Origin of the sequence: Paenibacillus sp. PvR098, assembly GCF_017833255.1 — a bacterium.
Classification (GTDB): Bacteria; Bacillota; Bacilli; order Paenibacillales; family NBRC-103111; genus Paenibacillus_G.
The window spans coordinates 3,193,266-3,218,669 of sequence record NZ_JAFIBU010000001.1; the positions used below are offsets into that span (position 1 = coordinate 3,193,266).

The following is a 25,404-nucleotide window of genomic DNA, read 5'->3' on the forward strand; positions in this document are numbered from 1 at the left end:
TTAATTGTTCTATTTTGAAAAATAATTGATGCGAAATATAATAGTGTTTTATTTCTCATCATTTTTTTCAAAAATAGGTATTGTAATTTTCAACAACTTCGTGTATTTTAATTATGAAAACGATTTCTTTATAAAATGTATCAGGGGGTAACATGATGAAAAAACTAATTCCTGTTTTGACACTGGCAGCCATTCTAACGTTAACCGCATGCGGCGGAGGTGGGCAGTCGCAGGGCTCCACTGACGGAGGAGCGAAAAAGGTTGCTCTGAAAATAGGTCATACGCTTGCGGATACGTCCCATTATCAAAAAGGGATGGAAAAGTTTAAAGAATTGGTTGAGCAAAAATCCAACGGCGAAGTTACGCTTCAATTATTTCCGAACGGATCCCTTGGCGGTGAGCGCGATATGATCGAAGGCTTGAATGTAGGCAGCCTGGATATGGTGCTGACTTCGACGGCACCTATGAACGGGTTCGTTCCGGAAATTAGCGTCGTAGATTTGCCTTTCTTGTTCCGTGACGCCGATCATGCACATAAAGTATTCGACGGTGAAGTTGGACAAGATCTGCGCAAGAAAGTGGAAGACAAATTACCGAGCGTAACGACGCTGGCCTGGTGGGAGAATGGATTTCGTAGTGTGACGAATAAATCCGCTGCCATTACTAAGCCTGAAGATCTGAAAGGCATTAAAATCCGCATTCAGGAAAATCCGATTCACAGCGATACCTTTAAGGCCTTTGGCGCTCAGCCGACTCCAATGTCCTTTACAGAGCTGTTTACCGCGCTTCAGCAGGGTGTAATCGATGCGCAAGAAAATCCTGTTCCGGTCATTTACACCTCCCGGTTCAATGAAGTTCAACAGCATATGACCTTGACTCGCCATTTCTACTCACCGTCGCTGCTTATGATCTCCAAGAGCACATTTAACAGCCTGACACCGGAACAACAGAAAGCGCTTAGCGAAGCTGCAGTGGAAGCAGGAAATTACGAGCGTCAAGTTGTACAAGACATGGAGAAGGAATATCTCGCCGAGTTGAGCCAAAAGGGTATGAAAATTATCGAAACACCGAACATTCAGTCTTTCATAGATGCCGTGAAACCGGTTTATGATAAATACGAGCCAGAGTTCGGAGAGCTAATTGAAAAAATTCGGAATGTGCAATAAGTTGCAACGGCTACTGTGGCGGATGAGAATCTTATCCGCCATTCCCAATCTAGATTAGAACAGGGTGAGAACGTGTGGATACAATCATTAAACTCATTGACAGGTTAAATGTCGGAGTGCGTTATTTGTGTGCGCTGCTGTTGGGCATTATGACCATTGCTGTCACCTTTCAGGTGGTCACCCGCTTCGCGGCAAAATATTTTGAACTTCACTTGCCGGACTGGTCCGAGGAACTGGCGCGATACAGTATGATTTGGCTCGTCTTTTTGGGGACAGCTTTAGCAGTCCGTTACAGTGCGTTAATCGGTGTGGAAGCCATTGTGGAACGGTTGAGCCCAACCGCGAGTCGGATCGTCCGTATCCTGGTTACCATTGTGACCTTGTTTTTCTTTATTATCCTTATTTATTACGGATTCATGATGCTGGGTCATGTTTCGGCACAAGTCTCCCCAAGCCTGCGAATCCCTATGTCGATTCCTTATGCAGCACTTCCTATTAGCGGTATATTCATGCTCTTAAACGCGATAGCCGTGCTGTTGGAAACGATTAAAGGGAAAGCCGGACTGCAAAAAGAAGTATTTTCGGGGAGTGAATAACGATGGCGCTGATAATGATTGTTTCTTTATTTATTATGCTGCTGCTCAGCGTACCGGTAGCCTTATCATTGGGACTTGCTTCTGCTGTAGCAATTCTCAGCGATGGAAATATGCCTCTGCTCGTTCTTATTCAGCGTATGTTTGCTGCTTTGGACGTCTTCCCGCTGATGGCTATACCTTTCTTTATTTTAGCCGGTTCCCTCATGGAAACAGGCGGAATATCTCGTCGATTAGTCAATCTGGCTAATTCGCTCGTGGGTAGCATGACGGGCGGTCTGGCCATTGTGACCGTCGTAACGGCCATGTTCTTTTCTGCCATTTCGGGCTCTAGTGCCGCTACGACAGCGGCGATCGGGTCCATCCTGATCCCGGCCATGGTAAAACGCGGTTATGATATCAGGTTCGCTGCGGCTAACCAAGCCGTATCGGGTGAACTAGGGGTAATCATCCCTCCATCGATCCCGATGATTCTGTTTGGTATTTCAGCCGGCGTATCCATTGGCGATTTGTTCTTGGCTGGTTTTTTACCCGGCCTTATGATTTCACTCTCTCTGATTTTAGCTTGCTGGTATATTTCCAAACGGAAAGGCTATAAAGGAGAAGGAACATTCTCCGTGACAGCGGTAGCAAAAGCGTTCAAGGAAGCTTTACTGGCGCTTCTTATGCCCGTCATCATTCTTGGGGGAATTTACGGCGGTTTGTTTACACCGACGGAAGCGTCCGTTGTTGCCGTAGTCTATGCGTTTATCATAGGGGTGTTTGTGTATAAGGAACTGAAATGGAAGGACCTTGTGAACATCTTCGCCAAGTCCTCCATTACAACGTCGATTATCATGATCATCATTGCGAATGCCGGCATGTTTGGTTGGATATTGACGCGTGAACAGGTTCCGCAAGAAATCGGAGCATTCTTCACCTCGATTTCCGATAGTCCTCTTGTTTTCTTGTTCTTGATCAACTTATTGCTTTGGTTCGTGGGTATGTTCTTTGAAACTTCCGCAGCGATTATCATCCTGGCTCCATTGTTGACGCCTGTAGCAATCGCACTTGGAATCGATCCCGTTCATTTCGGTATGATCATGATTGTCAACTTGGCTATGGGAATGGTTACACCTCCTGTCGGCGTGAATCTATTTGTCGCTTGTCAAATTGCAGGTATTCGACTAGACCAAATTATGAGACCATTGGTTCCTTTCTTGTTCGTACTTATTATCGATATCTTAATCATCACTTATATTCCTAAAATTTCTCTTTTCTTGCCCTCATTATTTAAATAAGTGCATTATCGAGCCATTTTTTAGAGAGATATAGAATACACTATTTGGATTAGAGAGGTGCTGTTTAAACCATGCAATTTCCAAAGTGGGTTAAAATTAAGCAGCGATTTACCGGACCTGTTGTAACCGACATTGATGCGGCCATCTCGCAGGAATTCGCAAAGGTTAGCCTGGCTGAAAAGATCAGGCCGGGACAACGCATTGCGATTACTGTGGGAAGCCGGGGGATTGCCAATATCGCGTTCATCGTGAAAGCGGCAGTACAAGAGCTGAACAAGCTAGGCGCAGTCCCCTTCATTATTCCAACGATGGGAAGTCACGGCGGTGCGACAGCCGAAGGGCAGATCGAAGTACTAGAGAGCTTAGGCGTTACGGAAGCATTTTGCGGCGCGCCTATTCTATCTTCCATGGATGTGGTCCAAGTAGGTGAAACTCCCCAGGGGATGCCGGTCTATGTAGATAAATATGCCGTAGAAGCTGACGGCGTCCTGCTCATGGGAAGAATCAAGGTTCATACCGATTTCAAATCGCCGATCGGTATTGAGAGCGGTTTAATGAAAATGGCCGCGATCGGCATGGGCAAGCATAAGCAAGCGCTGCTGATTCACAGCTACGGGGTGCACGGGATTCGTGACATGATGCCGGAGGTCGCAAAGGTGATGCTCCAGCAGGTGAATATTGTGTGCGGCGTCGGCATTGTGGAAAATGCTTTTGAACAAACCGCCATCATTGAGGCCATCCCAACACCATTAATACAGCAAAGGGAAAAAGAGCTGCTGCAGCAATCAGCAGCTCTCATGCCCAAGCTTCCTGTAGAAGATATCGATGTTCTTGTTGTTGACGAGATTGGAAAAAACTACAGCGGCACCGGGATGGATACGAACATTATCGGGCGTATCCGAATTTTGGGCGTTCCTGAGCCCAGCAGTCCGCGTATCAAATATATTGTCGCGAGTGATGTCAGCGAGGAATCGCATGGGAATGCGCTGGGTATCGGGCTTGCGGATTTAACCACCAAACGTCTATTTGATCAAATTGATTTTCAAAAGATGAATGAGAATGTCATCACCAGCACGTTCTTGACTCGAGCAGCCGTGCCGATCGTACTCGACAACGACCGTGAGGCCTTGAATGCTGCACTTCGCTCCAATTGGGGCGTAGAACCGGAGCAGGCCAGAATCATCCGCATTCCAAACACGCTTCATTTGGAATATTTATATGTTTCAGAATCACTTTTGCCAGAAATTCTCAATCAGTCTCATATTGAAGTCGTCGGGGAACCGGAAGAGATCCGATTCGATTCGACAGGTTATTTTTCTAAAACAGATTTTACTCATGCCTAAGGAGGAAAAAGCAAGCATGGAAACTTACGGTCATTACATTAACGGAACATGGATTCAAGATGAGAAACACTTTACGGTTTACGACAAGTACACGGGTGAAGCCTTGGCTAGCGTTGGAAATGCGTCTGCGGAGACGGTTAAAAAAGCGGTTGGTGTGGCACTCGATACGTTCCGTTCCCGTAAGCTGAGCCCAACCGAACGTTATGACATCTTGATGAAAGCAGCACACCTTATTCAAGAGCGTAAGCAAGAATTGGCTCTCGTTATGGTGCGTGAAGTAGGAAAAGTACTGAAGGACGCGATAGGGGAAATCGACAGAGGTACCCAAACGCTCATCGCTTCGGCGGAAGAAGCCAAGCGCATTTCAGGTACGGGTATTCCTTTGGGTCAGCCCGGTAACGATCAGAAAATGGCCTTCAGCATTCGCGTGCCCGTAGGCGTGATCTGTGCGATTACTCCTTTTAATTTTCCGTTCAACCTGACTGTTCATAAAGTAGGACCAGCCATTGCAGCCGGAAATACCATCGTTTTGAAGCCGGCTGAAATGACACCTCTTATTGCTTGTAAATTAGCTGAAATCTTAACGGAAGCCGGACTTCCTGCGGGTTATTTAAATGTGGTTAACGGCTTAGGTTCGGAGATGGGTCAATATTTGTTGGAAGATGAGCGCATTGCGATGTATACCTTTACGGGAAGCCCGGGGGTAGGACGTCATATCAAGAGTGCGACCGGGATCCGTAAGGTGACATTGGAGCTTGGCAATAACTCCCCTAACATTGTTCATCGGGACGCTCCTGATCTGCAAAGAGCAGCTGAGCTTTGCGTGACACGCGGCTATTCCAATGCAGGTCAAGCTTGTATCTCGGTTCAGCGCGTTTATGTTCACCAAGACGTATTTCATGAGTTTGTAGACAAAGCCATCCAGGTTGCTCAAAAGCTGAAGGTCGGCGATCCGAAAGACCCTTCGACCGATATCGGCCCGATGATTGCCGAGAAGGAAGCGGTTCGTGCAGAATCCTGGATTAAGGAAGCCGTCGAACAAGGCGCAAAGATCGCATTCGGAGGCACGCGTGAGGGAGCTGTCCTGCAGCCGACCATCCTTACGAATACTACCCCGGACATGAAAGTAATGTGCCAAGAGGTGTTCGCGCCTGTCATCAGTATAGTGCCATATGAGGACATTGACGATGCATTCCGGCAGGTTAATGATTCCCGCTTCGGGCTTCAAGCCGGATTCTTCACCAATGATCTTCAATTGGCGATGCGCGCGGCTCACGAACTGGAGTTCGGTGGTGTCATCATCAATGACGTTTCTACTTATCGCGCGGATGTCATGCCTTATGGCGGCGTGAAGGACAGCGGGACCGGAAAAGAAGGCCCTCACCATGCGGTTCAAGAAATGACGGATGAGAAAATTGTCGTTATTCATATGTAATAATTAGCGTGGATTATCATGATTATATCTTATAGATAATGGGGTAATGGACATGAGAAACGTATGGGAATATTTTTCTACAGAACAAATTGTATTTGGTAATGGCGCCATTCGTGAGTTGGATAAAGTTCTTAAACGCCTTAAAGCGAGCCGCGTTCTATTGGTTACCGATCCGGGAATCAAGCAAGCGGGCATCGCCGATAAAGTGGTTACTATTTTGCAGGATGCCGGTTATACGATCGTTGTGTATGACAAAGCGGTACCGGAACCTCCGGTAAGCTCGGTATTGGAATGCTTCGCATTCGCCAAGGACCAATTGAACCCCGATGCCGTTATCGCTTTGGGCGGAGGCAGCAGCATCGATTTGGCAAAAGTGGTCGCCTTATTGATGGCTCACGGCGGACATCCGCTGGATTATGTCGGGGAGAATCTGGTTCCAGGACCAATTGCTCCTTTGGTGGCTATCCCAACAACAGCAGGAACAGGCTCCGAAGTCACCTCTGTCGCTGTACTTACCGATACGGAAAAAAATCTTAAGGTAGGCGTCTCCGACAATTACCTTCGTCCAGCTGTCGCTTTGTTAGATCCTGAATTAACACTGGGGCTTCCTGCTTACGTAACGGCCTGTGCCGGTATCGATGCGTTATCTCATGCGGTTGAGGCCTACACAGCCAAAAATCATAAGTATATTCAAGCGGAAGGCAGTATCTTGTTTCAAGGATCCATCCCGATCAGCGATGCGCTTGCCATGGAAGCCATTCGCCTCATTGCAAACAATTTAACCGTCGCCGTACAGCAAGGAAGCAACGTGGAAGCTAGGTCCAATATGCTTCTCGGCAGCTTGCTCGCCGGATTGGCTTTCTCGAATGCAGGGACAGCTTCAGCACATGCACTGGCTTATCCGATCGGCGGTCTGGTCAAATCTCCTCACGGCGAAGTGACAGGGCTCCTTCTGCCTTACGTCATGGATTTTAACGGAGATGTAGAGCCTTATAAAATGGCCAACATCGCAAGAGCATTTAATATGAATGTGGATGGATTGACTGACCGGGAGATCGCGGAAAAAGCATCCTTGGCGGTATTGAACACCTTACGCGCGATCGGTCTGCCTACAAAGCTATCCGAGATCGGTATCCGCGAGGAAGACATTCCGCATATCGCTCAAACCGCTTTAACTATCGCTCGTCTTGTCCGGAATAATCCAAGGGTTCCTACACAAAAAGGATTTGAGGAGCTGCTTCGCAAAGCTTTGTAATAGAGCCTGAAGTGTAAGAGGCTGCTGTGAAAGATGAGGAACAGTGTACCTGTTTCCCATCTTTTTGTTCACGTAAAAGAGGCTTGACACTACGTCAGGCCTCTTTTACTTATTATTTTTTAATAAAAGCGCAGTTTCCTTACACTTAAAGCATTTCTATTTTAAAGAAATCAGCCCTACTGAATACAGGAAAATGAGCACAATCAGTACCGGACACACGACTCGAAGCAAGAACATCCATAGCTTATACCAGAAGCCGGACAGTCCCGCTTCCTCACCGGCACGTTTCCATGCATACCCAGTAAATAATGTAACGATAAGACCGCCAAGCGGCATCAATACATAGGAAGTAGCAAAATCGAACAAATCGAAAATCGTTTTGCCCCCGACTTGGAAGGGGTTCAGGATTCCCGCAACGGAAAGGGCTGACGGAATGCCCACTAAAAAACAGAGGATCGATGTATACACGGAAGCTTTTTTTCGGCTCAACTTCCATTTGTGCATAACGTACGCTACAGGCACTTCTAAAATAGAGACCGCAGAGGTTAGCGCAGCAATAGCAAGCAGCAGGAAGAATAAGCCTCCAAAGAAAAATCCAAACGGCATTTGCGAAAATGCAGCGGGCAGTGCCATAAAGACCAGTCCTACACCTTCACCGGGCTTAAGCCCATAGGAGAACACGGTAGGAAAAATAACTAAGCCTGCAATAAACGCGTAAATCAAATCGCCGAATCCAACGGCTAGCGTGGCAGCACCCAAGGATTGCTTTTTCTCAACATAAGACCCATAAGTGAGCATACAGCCAAATCCGAGTGATAGGGAGAAGAAGGCATGCCCCATTGCCACTAGCGCCGATTCTGCATTAAGTTTTGTGAAATCGGGTTTTAGGAAAAAGCTTACCCCCTCCCCTGCACCCGGAAGCGTTAGAGAACGAACCATAAGAATAAGCAAAATAATCAAAAAGCCTGGAATCAAAACCTTATTAAATTTTTCAATTCCGCCGGAAATGCCTTTGGCCAAAATCCAGCCGGTAAGCAGCATGACAACAGCCTGCCAAAACAGCGGCATATACCCGCCGGCAAAGGACACGAACTTCTCTTTATAGTCGACCCCCGGTTGAAACAGTAAGCCGGTAAACGATTCTACCGTATAATGCAGTGTCCATCCCACCACCACTGCATAGTAGCACATAACCAGAAAAGCCGTAATCACGGGGAGCAGTCCGAGTATACCCCAGTATTTTTTTCCGGACAGGTTAAACAAGGAGGTGGATGCATTGCCCCTTCCGCCGCGGCCAATCGTCAACTCTGCGAGCAAAATCGGCAGTCCTGCTACAATTAAACAAATGATAAACAATAAGAAAAAAGCGGCGCCGCCGTATTGTCCTGTAATGTAAGGGAATTTCCACATATTCCCTAACCCTACTGAGCTTCCGATTGCCGCCAAAATAAACCCTGTGGAAGTAAAACGTTCGCTTACCCCTGCCTTAGGAGATGACTGGGATGCTGGTATCTTTCTCATGATGTGTCTCCTGTTCTTTATAGTTATGCTAAACTAGCATAAAACGAATTGTAACTTCTGTCTATGCGGGAATAATTAGCAGCTTCTGCAAAGTTCTTTTCAAAATTTTTCCGTTACTTATAATACGATTTACCGTATTGCGTTTCGATATACCATTTTAGAGAAGATTAAAGTGCGATTTGATGTGAACGTCTAGGCTCCGTGCTAATGCTAGGTTTCTTTTCTCGGAAAGAACTGTTTTAGTACGGGATCAACTCCCAGGGCTGTCACGTTCTCCCGGCTACCGCCAGCATATAACCGCCAGTAATAAAGGCCAACCAGTAAACTCTGATTGACCTAATAATACGAAAGGTATGCCTTATTGCCTTATGAACTTTTAATAACTTGCAAATATAGCTTCATAGCGCTATTAATTGTTACGGAAATTATTTAGTATTACTTTGTATTATAAAGTAATACCTAATGGTGTGTAATACTAAGTAATACTTGGTATTTTTAAGTGATATATAGTATTACTTAATGGGTCTCTTGTCGTTTTAATATAAATCCTGCTTTTCAAAGTGTTTCCGATTAAACCCATGATTCAATATCCTCATCATCGATTTCATCATCAGCATTCAGTTCGGTCATGGGGCGTGTAGATACCTCGGGTTGTCTCGTCTCTTTCTGAGGCATAGACAGGTTCGGCCGTTCCGGCTCCTCCCGTTGAACGGACTGTCCAGCAGAGGCTTCTTCTCTCCCCTCACGTATTTCCCGCATTCCGTCGACGAGAACAACCGTCGCGTTAGGAAGCAGCTCATTTGATTGGGGAGTGTTCATGGGTCCTTCCTGCAGAGGTGGAACCGATCCCAACACGTTTCTTTCTACCGGTATAAAAGTCTGCAGATTGCGAACCCCATTATGAAGAATTTCGTGCTCGATTAGGTACCGCAATGAATCCATCAAATTCGTTTGTGCATTGATCCAATTCATCACTGAAGGATCTTCTGTTTTTTTTGTTTTCAAACTGATGTTGTCGCCGGGTTGTTTCGTCTTTTTCACGCGTGCCACCTTCCGGTATACCTTGGATTAACCACAGACCGTGCCCTTAGACAGGCTGTACCGCTTTATTTTTCAGGGCCTCGTAGATCTTTCCACGAACAAAGGAATCCAGCCCCATGGCATTCATCTGAACCGCATAGTCGGCCGGTATATACAAAAGCTGCATTTCCCGTTCCACACACAGCTCCTCCAGCGGCGGATAAAGGAGGGAACGCATCGAAATACTGCCCCCTCCATAGACACAGATCAGGTCGATCTCATTCCGTGCTTTGGTCAGCTGTCGTTTGACATTCTGCACGATTTGCCTTACTTGGCTTTCCATAGGCCTTTTCAGCGTTTTAATGGCCCGAGCATGATACTTATGCTTGGGACTCTTAATGACATCGCTGAAAAATTGCCGCGGGCTGTCGTGCAGATGAATCAGCCTGTTGAATTCATCCAGGGCTTCCTCGATAGCATAGCCTGTTCCATGGTGGCTGCCATGGACAAATTGGCGCAAAAACTTATTTCCCTCAGTGATCGGATATTCAGTAGACCCATCACCGATGTCCACGTGAAGAATGCGTTTATCTTTGAAATAATTGCCGTTGAACTTCTTATCAAATTCATAGTTTTCGATGAACTCTTGAAATATTTCCCCTTCTCTCCAATTTCCATCAGAATCCTTCTGGAGTGTGAAGATTACGGGTGTTGCTTCCGGAATTACTTTTGTGAATGGAAAAACGATTTTGACCGCCACCCGATGGATACCAAGATGTACCGTGACATGGTGGAAGCCAGTAGTAAACCGTTTCTCAAACTTTGCTGAAGTTTCATCCGTATGCTGGGTAACCGGCAAAGCCGTGGCCATATCCACTTCGACATCGATGTGATCTGGTACCTTTTTCTCTTCCTCGTACGCCTTTTGCACCGCTACTGCGGCAATTTGAGCCAACGTATTCACAACCGGTAAATCCATATCGCATTTCATATCGATGCCGATCTGCAAATTATCCAAAATTTCTCCGCTTTCCAGAGCAAATTTACCGACATAATACATTCCTGGGCGGGCAGCCGGAGAATCGACGGTCACAACTAACTGTTCCTGCAGGTTCTTTATGAAACTCTCGGGCGCCTGTTCCTCGCTCCACGGAAGCTCGTCCACCGAACAATTGACATTCGGCTGCTGGATCAACTTGCCGTCTATGATTAGATCATGTTCGCTATTTCCGTTATCATTACCTACGAAAAAATGATAATTCATGAAGTCTTCCTCCTATTATGTAAAATGGGTACAGTATTACTTTGCCATACACGGTGTTATTTAACAATCCACTAATAGACTCATAAATGGAGTAAACAGTGTTTTCATGCTAAAAGGTGTTATAGTATTGGGTCAACGTTGAAATATAAAGGGCTTAAGGCTCTTTCATCGCCAATTTACGACAAAGGCAATCGAATTATTCAACTCTTTCGTTTCAAAAAACTCCTTTAATGAATATTTCTCCCTATACCGACCTCTTATGGGTAAAAAAGTGCCTATCTGAATCATATCAAAAGGAATATGGGGAATTTGTCATATTGTGTAGTTCCTAATAAATTTATTCCGAGCCAAGAATATACTAGTTTCATATCAAGCGGTTAATGTCAAAAATTTCGCCTACTTATGATACGGTTCACCGTATCATAAGTAGGCGAAAGTTTTAAGGTCACCCTCAATGTATGGCGCCCCCCGATTCTTTAACAAAGCCTTTAAAACATGAAAGGAAAAGCAAATGTAACGAATGCTGCCCAAAGTCCGTAAGCCGGCAAATACTTCGTAACGGCAACGTGGATGGTTGTAGGCCCGGTTTTGTTTCGTAGAAAAGGCAAATAGGAAAGCATAATCCAAATCAAATGGGCCCAGATCAGTAGGTTTAGACCTAAACCAGCAAGCCGGTTGGGTGTAATCCCATAAGAAGAAAGCCTGAACACTATAGCTGATACAGCCACACTATCAATGATAAGAGCAAGAACAATCAAGGCAAAATTTATATAATCGGAAATATGCTTTTTCTCGTCTGTGCCGCTTTCGGTAATGGAGAATATGGTCACGACCAATACACTTAGGAGTACTCCGTTGAAGGACAGGAGGAAATTGCGGTCCAGGAATGGATTTTTTCCGACCCAAAAAACCGTTATCAGATAGATCAACAAGGTGGCCAGTACAAGAGGACTAAAAATTTTGGCTATATAGGGTGCAATATTTTTAGCAAGTTTAAGGTTCCTTGTCACCAGGTATGCAGCCACAATAGCGAGAGCGGCAGCGCCAAATAAAACGACATTTTTAAAATAGAATTCAGATATATCCATCCCGACAAAGGTAAATAGCCGCATGGTTAATCCTGTTAGCAGCATTCCGCTAATTGCCATGCTGGCGTATAGTATGCAAAATTCCCCATTAAATTTCAGATAGGCTAATCTTGTGCTGCCTGTGCCATATTCATTTCCTGTAAACGCAAGCCCCAATAATACCCACAGGAAGATGGGAAGGTGCAGATAAACCAGGATAATACTGTCTTTATGCTCTAGCGGCAGCATATTCAGATAAAGTCCGGAAATTAGGAATAACGATACAAGGGTATAAAGAATAATTTTTTTTGGGGGATTATGGTATACAAAATAGGCGGCAATAAAGGGAAGTATTCCAAAAACAAGATTAATTGGGGCTATCGCTTGCTGTTCGACAAAATGAAAAAGGATCCTGGTGCAGATCCCGGCCAAAATGGCCCAAAAGCCCATAAATAAGGAATCTTTTTGAAGCAAGGGAGCGTTTTCTGTATTTGCACGCTCATTGAAATGCAATCTTTCATACCAAACCGCAAGAACAGGCGAATCAGGGTTTTGTTCCCAGGCTTCTGAGAGTGCCTTTTTAAAAGCTTCGGGTTCTTTTCGAAACATACTCTCCAGCTCATGCGGGTTCGTCATATTTTCCATAATAATCAGATGGTTCATACCCATGGCTATGCCTCCGTTTAACCAAACTATGTTAGGCTTGACTGTCTTCGTCACTTTTATATTCCAAAAGATCTCCAGGCTGACATTCTAACGCCTTGCAAATCGCCTCCAGCGTTGATACTCGAATTGCTTTGGCCTTTCCGTTTTTCAATATGGAGAGATTGGCCATCGTTATGCCAACCCTATCCGAGAGCTCTGTGACGCTCATTTTCCTTTTTGCCAGCATCACATCAATATTGATGATAATCGCCATGTCATTCACCTCAGACCGTTAAATCATTTTCTGTTTTAATATCTATGGCTTCTTTGAGAAGCTTTTGAAGGACAGCAGCAAAGACTGCAATCACCATGGAAGCAAAAATCATGATCAATCCAATTACGATGATACCTGGGGCATCGTCTCCCTCTGCCAGGAGATAAAAGAGCGGCATGCCTAATACATACAAGGTACCGATTGTGACAGCGCAGTATTTTATATTCCTTAAAGCTCTTACGGATAATTCCGAGAAAGCTGTGTTCTTGTCAATATAGCTTAAAAGTTTAAAGGCTTGATACAGCGCAAAGTAAAAAGGGATTACCGTTGCATACAAATCGATAAAAGCGAGATATTTCAGATAAGCCATGTCTGGGTACAGTTCCGCCGTATACTTTCCGATCTCAGGAACCAAAAATATGCACAAAGCCAGAACTGGTATTCCAATAAAAATTACAGCTATCTTTAAAAAGAGTGTAGTTCCCCGTTTCACAAAAAGCACCTCAACTTATTTAGTGTTAATTTGATTGTATCACCGTATTTATCGTTTTACAATAAATAATTACTGTTTAAGATTATATTTTTATCCCAAAAAAAGACCCTCCGCCTAGGCCGGAGGGTTTGGAGCACGCTTATGATCGATGTTTTCGCCTCATTTATGATACGGTTCAGCATATCATCAAGAAGGCGAAATTTAAGAGAGCAGAATTCCTGTTAATTTTAGCGAGCAAAGAATGCATCATACGTTTTACGCCTTATATCCCACTCACAATAATCTGTATATCCCATTTAGATAGAGCGCTAAATCAGTAAAGCAGAATATCAAATCAATCTTCTGCTTTTTACCACTGGCTTAAATCAATAAGTTTAGACTACTTAGTAGATTTTTCTTTTCAGCTATTGTTAACTCGCTCTTATCACTTTTAGAAAAGTAAAAAACAGGAAATTTTCCTTGACTAACAGATTTGTTGTATCCTAATTTAACAAGATAATTTTTGAATTTTGTCAATTCATCTTTTTTAACATTTCCAATACTTTTAAGCGTTACTAAATAAACTGTTGTATCGTTATCAATTAACCTTATCAGCACATTGTTTGCTTCATTGGAAAAATTCACTTTTATTGTATTCTCAAGTGTTATATCTTTGACCTTTAAAAAGCTATTGAGCACTTTTGATTGCCTTATTCTCTGAATTTGATCAATTAATCCCTTTGTTATTTTCGACTCATCATAACTATCCAACGAATTATCATCCACAGTGAAAAGATCACCGTTATAGAGATCCTCTTCAATATTTGGTGATTTGTTGTTTATATAACTTACTGGGAATCTATCACATATTAAAGCCCTTATTTCAGCTAATTGCTTGTCTATTACTTCAACTAATTGCTCATTTCTATATAATTCATTGGTAATAATACGACTTAATCCAGAAAAACCTGAGCTTGTTCCAATAAAACCATAGATGAGAAAATTGTATCTCAATCCATGCTGACTTATTAACAATTCTAGCTCTTCTATATTTCTATTCTTTAATAAGAATAACAAGAAGCTTTTTAGTACAAGTGAGTTTATTGAATTAATATCAACCTGATAATTTCTGTTAAATAATCTTTCATTGATAATATTAATATCGGCATTATATTGTGCCATTAAATCTGGTGCATTTTCTTGAACAATCATTCTTATATTTATTAAGTCTTCTTTTTTAAGTTCTAATTCTAAGTTATTCCCTTTATCAATTAATCGATTAGTGATACTTTCGTATATTTTGAGCTCAATGGCTGATATGACTTCAATATGATTAAACTCTATAGTCCTGTTGTTAGTTAAGTGACGGATTAAACTAAAATCATAGTTATGTATCTTAGGTGCTGACCAAACGTACTTTCCGACCAATTTAAGACCATCTTCAATAAAATTAGAGTATGGAAAAGGGAGCTTGTGAGCAAGAGAAATAGCCTTGTCAATATATTCGACTAGTTCGTTTACATCGGAATCTTCAAGTGATGAATAATATTTATAAAGGAAAGCATAAAGTAGGCCTTTTATTTTATTGTATAGTCTGTCGTTTGCTACTTGTTTCCTTACAACTTCAATATTCGACGGGTCAACTTCTAAGTTATCAATAATATATTCTTTTAATATGTTTTCTGTAATCAAGATAAAGTTATTTCGATATTTATGTACTGTTTTTACTTCTTCAACGATCTTACTCTTAGCAAGAACCTTCTTAACGTGTAGTTCATCAAAGAACCTGAATTTAACCGTTTTTTCGTCAAAATATACTGTCTTGGGATAAATATATATTTCATCATTAATTCTGTGATAATGTTCGCAATCTGTTAATTCTAATTCTAAGATTATTGGATATTCATCGTATTCCGACTCTTGATTAGAAATCAATTTAAATCTTGGTGGTGTTGAGAAAAAAGTTAAGTAATCTGGGCTTATGGACATCTCTGTCTCAAAGTGTCTCTTTGTCCCGAATCCTCTAATATCATAAAAACTTTTGGGAGAAATACTTTCTGTAGCCAGCATGTCATTAAAATTTAAAGATGTTGTTGGATAAAATAATCTCATTATTTTTCTCCTCATTAGTTTATTTCATGTATGTCATAATAGTCGTTGGAAATATTTTTAATGTGAGGGGATAAGTTATCTGTATATAAGATAAATAGATTATCGCTAGCCCGGGTGATCGCCACATAGAGTGCATCCTTAAGATTGTAGGCATTAGTATCAACTTCGCATGAAGGCAGAAATACATGTTCAAACTGAAGCCCTTTTGAGCTATGGTACGTCATAACTTTTGGCTTTGCAGTATAAAAATCAAGTTTGTTTACTGATTGTTTTCCTCTATTATATTTTGCTTCTATGGCAAATCCAATTTGTTTGTAAAACTCAAACGCATCTTTAACTTTATCGTTATTTTGAAATAAAATTGCTACATCAAGCCATCCTTCTCTTTCAATAACTTCTTTGATATATCTAAGCTCTTCATAAAAACTTGTTCCATGTATGACTAGCGGTTTTTCCCCTCCTTTTTTGACACATCTCCCCACCAAATCTTTGTCGTCACTTTTGAGATGGATTGCGAATTCAGCAACTGATTTTGGTAACCTATAATTCTTCACTAATTTTTTATGGTTTGAATCCTTAATGGAAGTTATAGCTTTTACCTTAGCCAGATTCAAACAGCCTTTGTGGGAATAAAGTTGTTGTGCATCATCTCCGAAAAATAAAAAATTTTTATTAGCCATACCCACCATTTTTTTTATTTGCTCTTTGGTGAAATCTTGAATCTCATCAACAATTATATAATCGGCGCTTTCATATCCAAGCTTCTCCAATTGATGATAATTACAGACGCGATCTGGATCTAAGCCTAAATGTGTTATACCATCTTTTATGAACGCTCGCAGTGTAACTGTATAAATAATTATTAAATAGGTACCGGCACCTGAATCTTGAATTTCCTTGGCTTTTTGTAGAGCTAGTATTGTTTTGCCGCTACCTGCACAACCCTCTATCAGATAGTTATCCATTTTTAGCATTCTTATTTTATATTGCTCATCATCTAATTCGTCTTCACGAATTAACCATCTTCTATCCGTAACTTCGCTATGCTCAAACATTCTTTGTTCCCCCTCTCATAAAACAAATGTAGCCTTATTATCAAAATTATGATACCATATTATTAACCAAAACGGTTAATTATTTTTCTTTAGGGGAGAATATCAGTGTGGAGATACGTTTTGAAAACGACACTCAAAAGGAGTTCTACGAAAGTGAAAAGTTACTCCGCAGAGAGTATGGAGAATTAGCAAGAGCAATAGCGCGTAGGTTAGTCCAAATCAAGGCTTATGAATCAGTTCGGCAACTTCTTAATACAGGATTAGGTAAGCCACACATGTTAACTGGTGAATATGATAAATGTATCGCAATAAGTGTTAGTGCAAATTACCGATTAATAATAAAACCCGAGTATCCAGAGTACACGGACTTTGCGAAGCTTGATTTATCGATTGTAACGGTGGTCACTATTATGGAGGTGACGGACTACCATGGAAACTAAAGATTTTCAACCCGGAATAGCGATCCCACCGGGAGAAACATTACAAGAAATATTAGATGATATTCAAATGAGCCAAAAAGAACTTGCAATACGACTTGGTTGCACACCAAAACATGTAAACAATGTCATAAAGGGTACGGTATCCTTAACTCACGATTTTGCAATAAAATTAGAATCTGTTCTAAATTTTCCAGCACAGTTTTGGATGAATCTCGAGCAAATTTATCAAGAGACACAAACTAGACTGAAGGCACTTCCTGAAATAGAAGAAGAGACTTACCTTTTAGATTTGATACCCTATAATGAAATATCCAAAATGGGCTGGGTACCTTCGACTAAACACCCTGTTGAAAAGATAAAATATTTGCGCTCGTTTTTTAGAGTTGCCTCCCTTGACTGTGTACCAAATATTCATGCTGTAGCTTTTAGAAAATCAGAAAAATTTTCAGCCGAAGAGTATGCATTAGCCACATGGATTACAAAAGCTGAAAATCAGGCTAGAGAGATTGACGCTGAGCAATACGATAGAAGTAAGTTAATCGAATCATTGCCCACATTAAAACGTCTAACTACTCGTCCATTAAAGGCATCCGCGACCGAGCTTATAACGATATGTGCTTCATTCGGTGTGGCTGTAGTGATTATTCCTCACATCTCAAAAACCCATATCAATGGAGCAACTAAATGGTTACCTAACAACAGAGCACTAGTGGCATTAAGCCTAAAAGGCTCATATGAAGATATCTTTTGGTTTACGTTTTTTCACGAACTAGGTCATGTCTTACAACACAAGAAGAGCACTATTTTTATTGACATTGAACAGGAAGAAATCAATAAATGGGAGACCGAAGCAGATCAATTTGCATTAAACACCCTAGTTGATAATTATTCCTACACGGAATTTGTCAAACACGAAAATTACAAAAACAAAGCAGAACTCAGAAAGTTTTGCGAAATTCAGGGCATACACCCTGGAATCATGGTTGGCAGATTAATGAAAGATGGTTACATTTCATATAGTGATTTATCATATCGAGATTTTAGAAGAAGGGTAAATTAGGATCTTCATTTCAAAATCTCACCTCTAACGAGTATGAGACCACTTATTTAAAACGATCCCTAAGTGGTCTCACACCCTCTTCACCGGGGCAACTTCCGCTCCCGGCAAGAATGTAAGGCCAAAAACTTCGCCTCACTTGTGATACGGTTCCCTCCGTATAATCTTAAAAGCCCGATACACTTGCTCTACCAGCACAAGACGCATAAGCTGGTGGGGCAGCGTCATCCGCCCGAACGAAAGCTTCAGGTCAGCACGCGCTAATACCTCAGGCGAGAGTCCAAGCGAACCGCCGATCACGAAAGCTACACTGCTGCGCCCGTACGTGGCCAGGTCCTCCACGTGCCTCGCGAGCTCCTCGCTCGAAAACGGCCGTCCGTCGATAGCGAGCGCCACGACATGGGCGTCGCTGCGCAGCTGCGCAAGAATGCGCTCACCTTCGCGCTGCTTCACCTGCGCCTCCTCCGCGGCGCTCATGGACTCTGGCGCCTTCTCGTCAGGCACCTCGACCATCTGCAACTTGGCATAAGGGCCAAGGCGTTTTACATACTCCGCGATGCCCTGCACTAAGTATGATTCCTTTAACTTGCCAACAGTAATAATTTGAATATTCAACGCGTATCCTTCCTCCTTATGATGCAACAAATAAAAAAGAAGGCCGCTTAACCTAAGCGAGCCCCCTCCGACATGATCTTCGGCCTATGCCACTTTCATCTATACCACTAAAAACCGTCCCGGCTCGGCACAACGCTCGCAATGCGCAGGAGCCGTCCAATCCGTAAAATGGACTTCCTCCAGATCGACAATGTCCGGCGCATCCTCATACTCATCAACGAACATATCAATCGCCAGCTCCAAATGTTCCTTACAAACCACGTACATCGTAAGACCCCTTTTTCTCTTTGCCCACAAACCCGCACAGCCGTGAATGCTATCAGACAAATGATCACGTTATATGTTCTAGTTTACCCCAAAGCATGCAGCTCTAACAAGTCGATAACCCTAGCTCAACATTCATCGTTCTTGCTGTAATTCTTCCAGCTTCAGCGGCAGCGTGCTCTTCTTAGCCCCCCGGTAGAAGGTCACATTCAACTCATCGCCTATCCGCTTATGACCATAAATGTATTTGCGCAGGGCCAGCGTTCCCTCTACCGATTTACCGTCGAGCTCTACAATCACGTCACCGCTTCTGAGTCCCGCTTCCTTGGCCGGTCCGATGACCTCCAATACGATGACGCCCCGCTTAATATCCGATGGGATTTTCAAGTTATCCGCTTCGGCAAACAAATGGAGATCTTGAGTGACTACGCCTATGTAGGGTCGCTTCACCTTTTGGTCCGTAACCAGCGCTTGGATCACTGTTTTCGCCTGATTGATCGGGATGGCAAAGCCGAGTCCTTCTACACCCATATCGGCAACCTTCATCGTATTAATACCAACGACCTTGCCTGCCAGATTGACAAGCGCGCCACCGCTGTTGCCTTGATTGATCGCGGCATCCGTCTGAATGACTTCCATCTCCCAATCAAACTCGCCTTCCCTGCCTAAAGATACCGGGATCGTCCGCTTCGGCCAGCTAATAATGCCCTTCGTCACGGTTGGGGCATAGCCGAGTCCAAGCGGATTACCTACCGCGATGGCCGTCTCCCCTGCCCGCAGCGCGTCGGAATCGCCGAACTCCGCCACCTGCTTAATCCCGCTTCCATCGATCTCCAGGACCGCCAAGTCGGTGATCTGATCGCTGCCGACCAGGGCCGCCTCGCGCTTCTCGCCTGTAATGGTCATAATATCGAGCTTCGTAAATCCATCCACCACGTGATTGTTCGTCACGATGCGTACTTTATCGCCTGCCCGGTCAAAAATCACGCCAGAACCAAGACCCATGGACCCTCCACGTTCCTTGTCCCCTTCGCGGCGGGTTCCGAAGATACTCACTACGGTAGGAGATATCCTCTCCGCCGCGCCTACAACAGTATCGCTCATTTCCCGGTCGCTCTGATCTTCGACATCGGCCATTCCCGGTGCTGGAGCAAAGGCCGCCAACGCTTGCGGCTGCGCCATATCGTCCGACGATCCGCCGCCAAAAAATAAAAACAGCACAGCCAGTACCACTGCCCCGACGGTAGCAGGGAGCAGCCAAGGCCATCGCGTGGGCAAACGACCCGCGGAGAGACGCAATGCTTCCTTGTGTGACATCTTCGTTGAATAGAAATCGTCGTCGTCAAACAAACTCACCGCAGCCGCCCCCTTATTTCCCCATGAATACATGGGAATGCATCGAATCCCAGACCTACCCCAGCAATATCCAAGCCGAATCTCCTCATTCTCTGCCCTTCTATTTTACCTTAAAAACTCGCAGTCTGAGAAACTAAAAAAATAGGAATATTATTCTAAACACTAGACTAGAATAAGAACATGAGTTAACCATTCCCATTCCTGAATAAAAGAGGTTATGCCCTATGACTAGCAACCGTATCCATTCTCATCTCGAAGAAATTGCACTGATCGGCAAACTAGCCGATTTGAAGGAAGACCACTACCAGCACTCCCTCCTGCTCAGCGCCGTCATCGAACTGCTCATGGAAAAAGGGATGCTCACCGCGGAAGAACTATCCGTCAAAACGCAGGCTTTGGAAGTTCAAGATGAGGCAGCTGTTATGTCAGATTTGTTTCATGAATGACACCAATAGCTACTCCTCATTGAGCAAATCCCAAGCTGTAGAGCGATCGTGATACGTATCCATCAGCTTTGCCCGGTGATCATCCGGTGCGAGCCGCTCCTCTACCATACTATTCACAGTTAGCCTGGCCAAATCCATCAGATTGTGGTCGCGGCTCAAGTGAGCGAGATAAACCCGTTTGGTTTTCGATGTCATCACATCTACCAGTCCGGTGCCTGCCGCTTCGTTCGATAAGTGTCCTACGTCGCTCAAAATGCGCCGTTTAATATTCCAAGGATACCGGCCCACTCGAAGCATCTCGGTATCGTGATTGGATTCCAGGATCAGCACGTCGCTATCCTGAATTTTCTCCTTCACCTTCGAGCTCATGTAGCCAAGATCGGTTGCTAAGCTCAACTTTTCTTCCTCATGGTAAAAGCAGTAGCCTACCGGTTCCGCCGCATCGTGCGAAATGCCATACGATTCAACCTGCAGCGAACCGAATTCGCGTATTTCCCCTGTTTGCATGACGCATTTGTTCGCTTCGGCAATCTTGCCAATCTGCTTATCGAGCGCTTCCCACGTTTTTTCATTGGCATAGATCGGCAAATCGTACTTGCGGGCAATCGCCCCAAGACCCTTAATATGATCCGCGTGCTCGTGCGTCACTAGAATGGCATCCAGCTCTTGCGGGGACATTCCCCGCTCCTTCAGAAGCTGCTCCACCTTCTTGCCGCTCAGCCCCGCGTCAACCAGCACCTTGCCTTCCTCTGTAGCCACTACCATAGCGTTCCCCGTGGAACCACTGCCAAGCATACAAAACCGCATTCCCATCCCCATAACTCCCAACCGCTTACTTATTGTTTTGCTGTGGCTCCTCCACCGCACCGTTAAACGCATGAACAAAATAAAATTCCCCGTTAGCGAGCGACACACGCCAAGACGGTACCATGTACATCGTCTGTGAATTGTACACCTGCCCATGATACCCCAGCCTCACGCCCGTAATGACCGAACCAGGCGGCAAATAATTCTCAATCATGCTGCGAAGTGCTATATAGGGCGAAATGACCTTTTGCTCCTTCTGGTCATCTTCGGACTGCACCTCCACGTAGCCCTGCCGATAGGATGTCACCTGCCCGTTATGCTCAATCAGCTCCAACTGGACCTCGAACATGGGCAGTGAGCGGTACAGCTGGTGGAACACATACGTCCCCCCAAGGCTTGTCATCGGATCGAACTGGTACGCTCCGACATGCGCAATCCCGGTCCGACCTAGCACATCCTTGAAGGATCCCTTATTGATCAGAGGATCAAATTTAAAAGGTGTTCTAAGCGGAATCGTCTCCTCCGGCGTCAGCTTTTCGTCGAATTTCACAACGATTTCCTTAAGCCTCGGCAGATCCTTCGGGATGTCTGCTGGCACTTGAATATTTTTGCTTTTCACCAGCCGCTGAAGCTCCTCAGCCGTTCCGCTCGGGTTCGCCTCCAGTTCAAGAATGTCGGCACGGCTGGACCAGAGCTGGACGCCCAGCACTATATTGAGCAGCAAAAAGGACATAATCAATATCGTCTTGGCCCGGCCCCAATCCATCCGTCGTACCCCCTTATTCTAAAAACTCATACGTACCGTCACGAAGCTCCACGGCCCACGCCGGAACCAGCTCTATTGTTTGCTCCCCTACGACGGGTCGATACGCAGGAAATAGCGAATATACCTGCTTATCGGCAGTGAACTTCGCAAGTTTCTGCACTAAATCCTCACCGCCGGCAAGCTGCGCCTCTTTCCGGGTGACCCCCTCCGGATCAGGCGTCATGATCGAGCGTTCATAGCTCGCTACAATCCCTTTTTGCAGCGAAATCTTCATAAAACCGATATTTTTATTGCCCATGCTGATGATCGGATACGATTCATAATACTGACGAAAAATAAACGGCTGATTGCTTGTTATGAGCTGCTGAGGCACCTTTTGCACCGCATACGTTCCGTTCCATCCCCCATGCTGGTTGATGAATTGCACCGCAGCAAGCAGATTATCAAGAATATCCATTCTGCTCTCCGCAGGCGCTACGGGGTCTGAATACGTCATCCAGTGCTGCTCATTTTTGAGCTGCAGTCCTCTTTTGCCATCGGTATAAATCTCCGAACCGTCCCGCTCCGTCAAATTCCTTGTAACCGTCGGGTCAACAAAAAACGTGCGCTTCAGCTGATCTACTGTGAATTGAGTAAAGCCCATTTGATAGCCTATCATCGGCAGCGGCTGCGTCGGCAAATAATAATCACCGGCGGCCACCTTGCGGTACGGAATAAAGTTAGGGGCGACAGTCACAAAGCGCTCAATATCCTTCACCGTAAAATCCGCCCTCGTCACCTCATACAATGTGTTCGGCGTATCGGTAAACAAGATCGTGCTAACCTCGTTCGCATCCTTGGCAAAAATCCATATCCGCGTAATCAGGTCGCTTTCACCGATCAAATCTCCTTTAAGCTGCATCACACGTTGAAGGACAGTCATAGGCAGACCGTCGCGAAAACGGATTTCTACTCCCTGGTGCTTGCTGCTTACTTCATCCCAGTTTATGCCCAGCTGTATCACATTCGTCTTACGGAACCCCTCTAAAAAACGCTGCTTTACATTATCCAACACATCGTTATACTGCTGCGTATTCGGATGGAGCACCGTATGCTGTCCATTGCCAAGGTGCAGTACCAGTTGGTCTGAAAATAACATTTCCTCCATCGATACCTGATCGCCCAGCATATCGGTCTTCACATATTCGTCCGGAGGAGTAAGCGGGTCAAATTTCGGGTAGCTGTACGCAAGTAAATAGCTTTGCAGCAGACTCATCATGATCAACAACGTCAGCGCAGCCGTCTTCATCTGCTCTATCATCCGGTCGTCTCCTCCTGTTGGTACGAGAGTGTGAACGTGACCCGCGTCCCCTGGTCGAGCTCCGAATCCAAATGAATCGTTCCGCCGTGGGCTTTTACTATTTCCCGGGCAATCGATAAACCAAGACCCGTACCACCCATGCTGCGCGACCGGGCCTTATCGACCCGGTAAAAACGCTCAAAAATTCGGCTTAAATCTTTACGCGGTATCCCTATGCCATTATCTTGCACAGAGATTTCCAGTACTGCCGGAGCCGGTCTTGTAGCATGAATGCGGATGTGCCCTTCGTCAGCCGTATATTTAATCGCATTCGATACGAGATTATCCAGTACCTGATCAATGCGATCCCGATCGAGCATAATCTCGCCAACACCAGGCTCCACTTCCAAATCAACAGCAATCGACCGCTGCTCCAGCTGAAAAGAAAATCGATCCGCCACTTCCTCCAGCATTTCAGCCACATCCGTCGTTTCCTTGCTGATAATGGCCTGTTTCGAATCGAGACGGGACAGCTGCAGCAGGTCGGTTACGAGCCGAATCATCCGCTCAGTCTCGTTACGCGCCACGCCTACGAACTTGGTCGCCAACTGCGGCTCCTCAATCGCTCCGTCCTCCAAGGCTTCCAGATAGCTTTTAATCGTCGTCAGCGGCGTTCTTAGCTCGTGAGATACATTTGCCACGAACTCCCGGCGTGACTGCTCAAGCTTCTCCTGTTCGGTTACATCCTGCAGGACGGCAATCGTTCCGGCTGCGCCTTTTCCTTTACTGTAAATCGTGGTGAACGTCACGCGCACGAACAGCGGCTCCTCCTCCGGTTCATGGTATAACTGCAGCATCATCAACCGGTCACCGTTCTCTTCCTTGATGTGAGCTGTCTCCGGAGTCAGGCTCAGCAACTCTCCAAGGTGCATGCCCAGCGTCGTATCCTCATTCACCTTCAAGATTTGCTTGGCTCTTCGGTTGATCACAATCACACGCCCATGGTCATCCGTCGCGATCAATCCGTCGTTCATGTTGGATAATATCGAGGCCAGCTTCTCCTTCTCCTCTTCGTTCAGCGATAAGGCTTCCCGAAGCCGTTCCACCATGATATTGAATGTGGTCCCGAGCTGACCGATCTCGTCTTGTCCCATGACCCGAACCTGCTCTTCAAAATCAAACCGCCCCTCCGCAACCGCCGTAGCCTGCCTCGTAATCGCCTTAATCGGTTTCGTAATCGTCGCCGACAAAATGACACCAAGCAGCGCCGTAAGCGCAAGCGCAATGAGCGTACCCGATATGAAGAAACGGTTGATCCGGTTCATCGTATCGTATACCTCTTCCATCGAAGCGATGATATACACCGCACCGAGCACCCTGACCCCGGATCCGATCGGTTTAGCGATGACCACCTTACGCACTCCGTCAAAATCCGTAAACATGCGCTGGTTATCCTTAATGCCCTGCAGCGCCCGTGTGACCTCGGTTTGCGTATTTTTGTTGCCCACCACCGATTGATTCGTCATCAACGAGGTGGTGAGGACCACGCCGCCCGCATCAATCACCTGAATTTCCGCATTGCTGATGACAAACAATCGGTTGACGAACTCGTTCAAGTCCGCATACGATCTCTTCGTGGTTTCGGTGTTCTTGTTATCTTGGCTTTCACTTAAATACGTCTCCGCATACTGAGCGAGCAGCTGCGCCTGCTTATTGCGATTATCCATAAAATCGCTTTTGAGCGAGCCTTCCAGCGTTCGAATGAAATAAACGCCGATGAGCTGCATCGCAATCAGAATCAGCAACACGTAAATAATTATCAGCTTGGCTTGAATCGATTGAAAAAAACGGATGCGTCCTTTTTGCATCAGT

The 25,404-nt window shown here is 44.9% G+C and carries 24 protein-coding genes; 9 read left to right on the top strand and 15 right to left on the bottom strand.

Annotated elements, in window-relative coordinates; translation table 11 throughout:
- Nucleotides 1-152 precede the first annotated feature (152 nt).
- From JOE45_RS15855 to JOE45_RS15880, 6 genes are all read left to right on the top strand, one after another.
- Nucleotides 153-1,166, top strand: a complete 1,014-nt coding sequence (locus tag JOE45_RS15855; protein WP_245247031.1) for a TRAP transporter substrate-binding protein — start codon at nucleotides 153-155, stop codon at nucleotides 1,164-1,166.
- A 74-nt stretch (nucleotides 1,167-1,240) separates the two neighbouring features.
- On the top strand, nucleotides 1,241-1,762 hold the full coding sequence (locus JOE45_RS15860) for a TRAP transporter small permease (protein WP_210019327.1): 522 nt from the start codon (nucleotides 1,241-1,243) through the stop codon (nucleotides 1,760-1,762).
- 2 nt (nucleotides 1,763-1,764) lie between these two features.
- The gene (locus tag JOE45_RS15865) at nucleotides 1,765-3,039 is read left to right on the top strand and encodes a TRAP transporter large permease (protein ID WP_210019326.1); all 1,275 of its coding nucleotides are present in this window, start codon (nucleotides 1,765-1,767) and stop codon (nucleotides 3,037-3,039) included.
- Between the two features lie 71 nt (nucleotides 3,040-3,110).
- The gene (locus JOE45_RS15870; RefSeq protein ID WP_210019325.1) at nucleotides 3,111-4,382 is read left to right on the top strand and encodes a nickel pincer cofactor-dependent isomerase, group 22; all 1,272 of its coding nucleotides are present in this window, start codon (nucleotides 3,111-3,113) and stop codon (nucleotides 4,380-4,382) included.
- Nucleotides 4,383-4,398: 16 nt separating this feature from the next.
- The gene (locus JOE45_RS15875) at nucleotides 4,399-5,817 is read left to right on the top strand and encodes an aldehyde dehydrogenase family protein (protein ID WP_210019324.1); all 1,419 of its coding nucleotides are present in this window, start codon (nucleotides 4,399-4,401) and stop codon (nucleotides 5,815-5,817) included.
- Nucleotides 5,818-5,869: 52 nt separating this feature from the next.
- Nucleotides 5,870-7,072 (top strand): hydroxyacid-oxoacid transhydrogenase, encoded by a 1,203-nt coding sequence (locus JOE45_RS15880; RefSeq protein ID WP_210019323.1) that lies wholly within the window; start codon nucleotides 5,870-5,872, stop codon nucleotides 7,070-7,072.
- Between the two features lie 156 nt (nucleotides 7,073-7,228).
- Here JOE45_RS15880 and JOE45_RS15885 read toward each other — a convergent pair whose 3' ends face one another.
- The 8 genes from JOE45_RS15885 to JOE45_RS15920 all read right to left on the bottom strand — a co-directional run bounded on the left by JOE45_RS15885 (nucleotide 7,229) and on the right by JOE45_RS15920 (nucleotide 16,502).
- Entirely contained in the window at nucleotides 7,229-8,593 is a 1,365-nt protein-coding gene (locus JOE45_RS15885; protein WP_210019322.1) for a sodium-dependent transporter, read from the bottom strand.
- 570 nt (nucleotides 8,594-9,163) lie between these two features.
- Nucleotides 9,164-9,634 carry a hypothetical protein gene (locus JOE45_RS15890; RefSeq protein ID WP_210019321.1) on the bottom strand — a complete coding sequence of 157 codons (471 nt, stop codon included), beginning with the start codon at nucleotides 9,632-9,634 and terminating at the stop codon, nucleotides 9,164-9,166.
- Nucleotides 9,635-9,680: 46 nt separating this feature from the next.
- The gene (locus JOE45_RS15895) at nucleotides 9,681-10,877 is read right to left on the bottom strand and encodes a ParM/StbA family protein (RefSeq protein WP_210019320.1); all 1,197 of its coding nucleotides are present in this window, start codon (nucleotides 10,875-10,877) and stop codon (nucleotides 9,681-9,683) included.
- A gap of 488 nt (nucleotides 10,878-11,365) precedes the next feature.
- Entirely contained in the window at nucleotides 11,366-12,613 is a 1,248-nt protein-coding gene (locus tag JOE45_RS15900) for a DUF4153 domain-containing protein (protein ID WP_210019319.1), read from the bottom strand.
- A gap of 28 nt (nucleotides 12,614-12,641) precedes the next feature.
- Nucleotides 12,642-12,863, bottom strand: coding sequence for a helix-turn-helix domain-containing protein (locus tag JOE45_RS15905; RefSeq protein ID WP_210019318.1), 222 nt, complete (start codon nucleotides 12,861-12,863; stop codon nucleotides 12,642-12,644).
- A gap of 10 nt (nucleotides 12,864-12,873) precedes the next feature.
- Nucleotides 12,874-13,356, bottom strand: a complete 483-nt coding sequence (locus JOE45_RS15910) for a DUF2975 domain-containing protein (RefSeq protein WP_210019317.1) — start codon at nucleotides 13,354-13,356, stop codon at nucleotides 12,874-12,876.
- Between the two features lie 360 nt (nucleotides 13,357-13,716).
- On the bottom strand, nucleotides 13,717-15,447 hold the full coding sequence (locus tag JOE45_RS15915; protein WP_210019316.1) for a hypothetical protein: 1,731 nt from the start codon (nucleotides 15,445-15,447) through the stop codon (nucleotides 13,717-13,719).
- A 14-nt stretch (nucleotides 15,448-15,461) separates the two neighbouring features.
- Nucleotides 15,462-16,502, bottom strand: coding sequence for a 3'-5' exonuclease (locus tag JOE45_RS15920; protein WP_210019315.1), 1,041 nt, complete (start codon nucleotides 16,500-16,502; stop codon nucleotides 15,462-15,464).
- Between the two features lie 107 nt (nucleotides 16,503-16,609).
- Here JOE45_RS15920 and JOE45_RS15925 point away from each other — a divergent pair, with 107 nt between their 5' ends.
- Nucleotides 16,610-16,942, top strand: coding sequence for a type II toxin-antitoxin system RelE/ParE family toxin (locus tag JOE45_RS15925; protein WP_210019314.1), 333 nt, complete (start codon nucleotides 16,610-16,612; stop codon nucleotides 16,940-16,942).
- Nucleotides 16,932-18,002: a HigA family addiction module antitoxin gene (locus tag JOE45_RS15930; protein WP_210019313.1), complete on the top strand. Its 1,071-nt coding sequence runs from the start codon at nucleotides 16,932-16,934 to the stop codon at nucleotides 18,000-18,002. The genes JOE45_RS15925 and JOE45_RS15930 overlap by 11 nt, the downstream gene beginning before the upstream one ends.
- A gap of 132 nt (nucleotides 18,003-18,134) precedes the next feature.
- On the opposite strand, the gene rlmH is transcribed toward JOE45_RS15930, so the two are convergent.
- The 3 genes from rlmH to JOE45_RS15945 all read right to left on the bottom strand — a co-directional run bounded on the left by rlmH (nucleotide 18,135) and on the right by JOE45_RS15945 (nucleotide 20,234).
- Nucleotides 18,135-18,614, bottom strand: coding sequence for a 23S rRNA (pseudouridine(1915)-N(3))-methyltransferase RlmH (gene rlmH / locus JOE45_RS15935; protein ID WP_210023271.1), 480 nt, complete (start codon nucleotides 18,612-18,614; stop codon nucleotides 18,135-18,137).
- Between the two features lie 99 nt (nucleotides 18,615-18,713).
- Complete coding sequence (locus JOE45_RS15940; protein ID WP_210019312.1) at nucleotides 18,714-18,881, bottom strand: CxxH/CxxC protein; 168 nt, start codon at nucleotides 18,879-18,881, stop codon at nucleotides 18,714-18,716.
- A gap of 132 nt (nucleotides 18,882-19,013) precedes the next feature.
- Entirely contained in the window at nucleotides 19,014-20,234 is a 1,221-nt protein-coding gene (locus JOE45_RS15945) for a S1C family serine protease (protein WP_210019311.1), read from the bottom strand.
- 224 nt (nucleotides 20,235-20,458) lie between these two features.
- On the opposite strand from JOE45_RS15945, the gene JOE45_RS15950 reads away from it, so the two are divergent.
- Nucleotides 20,459-20,680, top strand: coding sequence for a hypothetical protein (locus JOE45_RS15950; protein ID WP_210019310.1), 222 nt, complete (start codon nucleotides 20,459-20,461; stop codon nucleotides 20,678-20,680).
- Between the two features lie 9 nt (nucleotides 20,681-20,689).
- Here the strand turns inward: JOE45_RS15950 and JOE45_RS15955 are convergent, their stop codons facing one another.
- Genes JOE45_RS15955 through walK form a run of 4 tightly spaced genes read right to left on the bottom strand, consistent with a single transcriptional unit; the run spans nucleotide 20,690 to nucleotide 25,400 of the window.
- Entirely contained in the window at nucleotides 20,690-21,493 is an 804-nt protein-coding gene (locus JOE45_RS15955) for an MBL fold metallo-hydrolase (RefSeq protein ID WP_210019309.1), read from the bottom strand.
- A 19-nt stretch (nucleotides 21,494-21,512) separates the two neighbouring features.
- A complete protein-coding gene (gene yycI, locus JOE45_RS15960) occupies nucleotides 21,513-22,253 on the bottom strand; it encodes a two-component system regulatory protein YycI (protein WP_210019308.1) in 741 nt (246 codons plus the stop codon).
- 13 nt (nucleotides 22,254-22,266) lie between these two features.
- A complete protein-coding gene (locus tag JOE45_RS15965; RefSeq protein ID WP_210019307.1) occupies nucleotides 22,267-23,553 on the bottom strand; it encodes a YycH family regulatory protein in 1,287 nt (428 codons plus the stop codon).
- Nucleotides 23,550-25,400 carry a cell wall metabolism sensor histidine kinase WalK gene (gene walK / locus JOE45_RS15970; RefSeq protein WP_210019306.1) on the bottom strand — a complete coding sequence of 617 codons (1,851 nt, stop codon included), beginning with the start codon at nucleotides 25,398-25,400 and terminating at the stop codon, nucleotides 23,550-23,552. Before walK ends, JOE45_RS15965 begins: the two co-directional genes overlap by 4 nt.
- Between the last annotated feature and the right edge of the window lie 4 nt (nucleotides 25,401-25,404).

What these genes read in the sequence shown, in the direction of transcription:
- JOE45_RS15950 (WP_210019310.1), top strand. Translation starts at nt 20,459, where the DNA reads ATGACTAGCAACCGTATCCATTCTCATCTCGAAGAAATTGCACTGATC.
- JOE45_RS15880 (WP_210019323.1), top strand. Translation starts at nt 5,870, where the DNA reads ATGAGAAACGTATGGGAATATTTTTCTACAGAACAAATTGTATTTGGT.
- JOE45_RS15940 (WP_210019312.1), bottom strand. Translation starts at nt 18,881, where the DNA reads ATGTACGTGGTTTGTAAGGAACATTTGGAGCTGGCGATTGATATGTTC.
- JOE45_RS15875 (WP_210019324.1), top strand. Translation starts at nt 4,399, where the DNA reads ATGGAAACTTACGGTCATTACATTAACGGAACATGGATTCAAGATGAG.
- JOE45_RS15955 (WP_210019309.1), bottom strand. Translation starts at nt 21,493, where the DNA reads ATGGGAATGCGGTTTTGTATGCTTGGCAGTGGTTCCACGGGGAACGCT.
- JOE45_RS15965 (WP_210019307.1), bottom strand. Translation starts at nt 23,553, where the DNA reads ATGATAGAGCAGATGAAGACGGCTGCGCTGACGTTGTTGATCATGATG.
- yycI (WP_210019308.1), bottom strand. Translation starts at nt 22,253, where the DNA reads ATGGATTGGGGCCGGGCCAAGACGATATTGATTATGTCCTTTTTGCTG.
- JOE45_RS15865 (WP_210019326.1), top strand. Translation starts at nt 1,765, where the DNA reads ATGGCGCTGATAATGATTGTTTCTTTATTTATTATGCTGCTGCTCAGC.
- JOE45_RS15885 (WP_210019322.1), bottom strand. Translation starts at nt 8,593, where the DNA reads ATGAGAAAGATACCAGCATCCCAGTCATCTCCTAAGGCAGGGGTAAGC.
- JOE45_RS15930 (WP_210019313.1), top strand. Translation starts at nt 16,932, where the DNA reads ATGGAAACTAAAGATTTTCAACCCGGAATAGCGATCCCACCGGGAGAA.
- JOE45_RS15855 (WP_245247031.1), top strand. Translation starts at nt 153, where the DNA reads ATGATGAAAAAACTAATTCCTGTTTTGACACTGGCAGCCATTCTAACG.
- JOE45_RS15900 (WP_210019319.1), bottom strand. Translation starts at nt 12,613, where the DNA reads ATGGGTATGAACCATCTGATTATTATGGAAAATATGACGAACCCGCAT.
- JOE45_RS15920 (WP_210019315.1), bottom strand. Translation starts at nt 16,502, where the DNA reads ATGTTTGAGCATAGCGAAGTTACGGATAGAAGATGGTTAATTCGTGAA.
- JOE45_RS15870 (WP_210019325.1), top strand. Translation starts at nt 3,111, where the DNA reads ATGCAATTTCCAAAGTGGGTTAAAATTAAGCAGCGATTTACCGGACCT.
- JOE45_RS15905 (WP_210019318.1), bottom strand. Translation starts at nt 12,863, where the DNA reads ATGGCGATTATCATCAATATTGATGTGATGCTGGCAAAAAGGAAAATG.
- walK (WP_210019306.1), bottom strand. Translation starts at nt 25,400, where the DNA reads ATGCAAAAAGGACGCATCCGTTTTTTTCAATCGATTCAAGCCAAGCTG.
- JOE45_RS15915 (WP_210019316.1), bottom strand. Translation starts at nt 15,447, where the DNA reads ATGAGATTATTTTATCCAACAACATCTTTAAATTTTAATGACATGCTG.
- JOE45_RS15895 (WP_210019320.1), bottom strand. Translation starts at nt 10,877, where the DNA reads ATGAATTATCATTTTTTCGTAGGTAATGATAACGGAAATAGCGAACAT.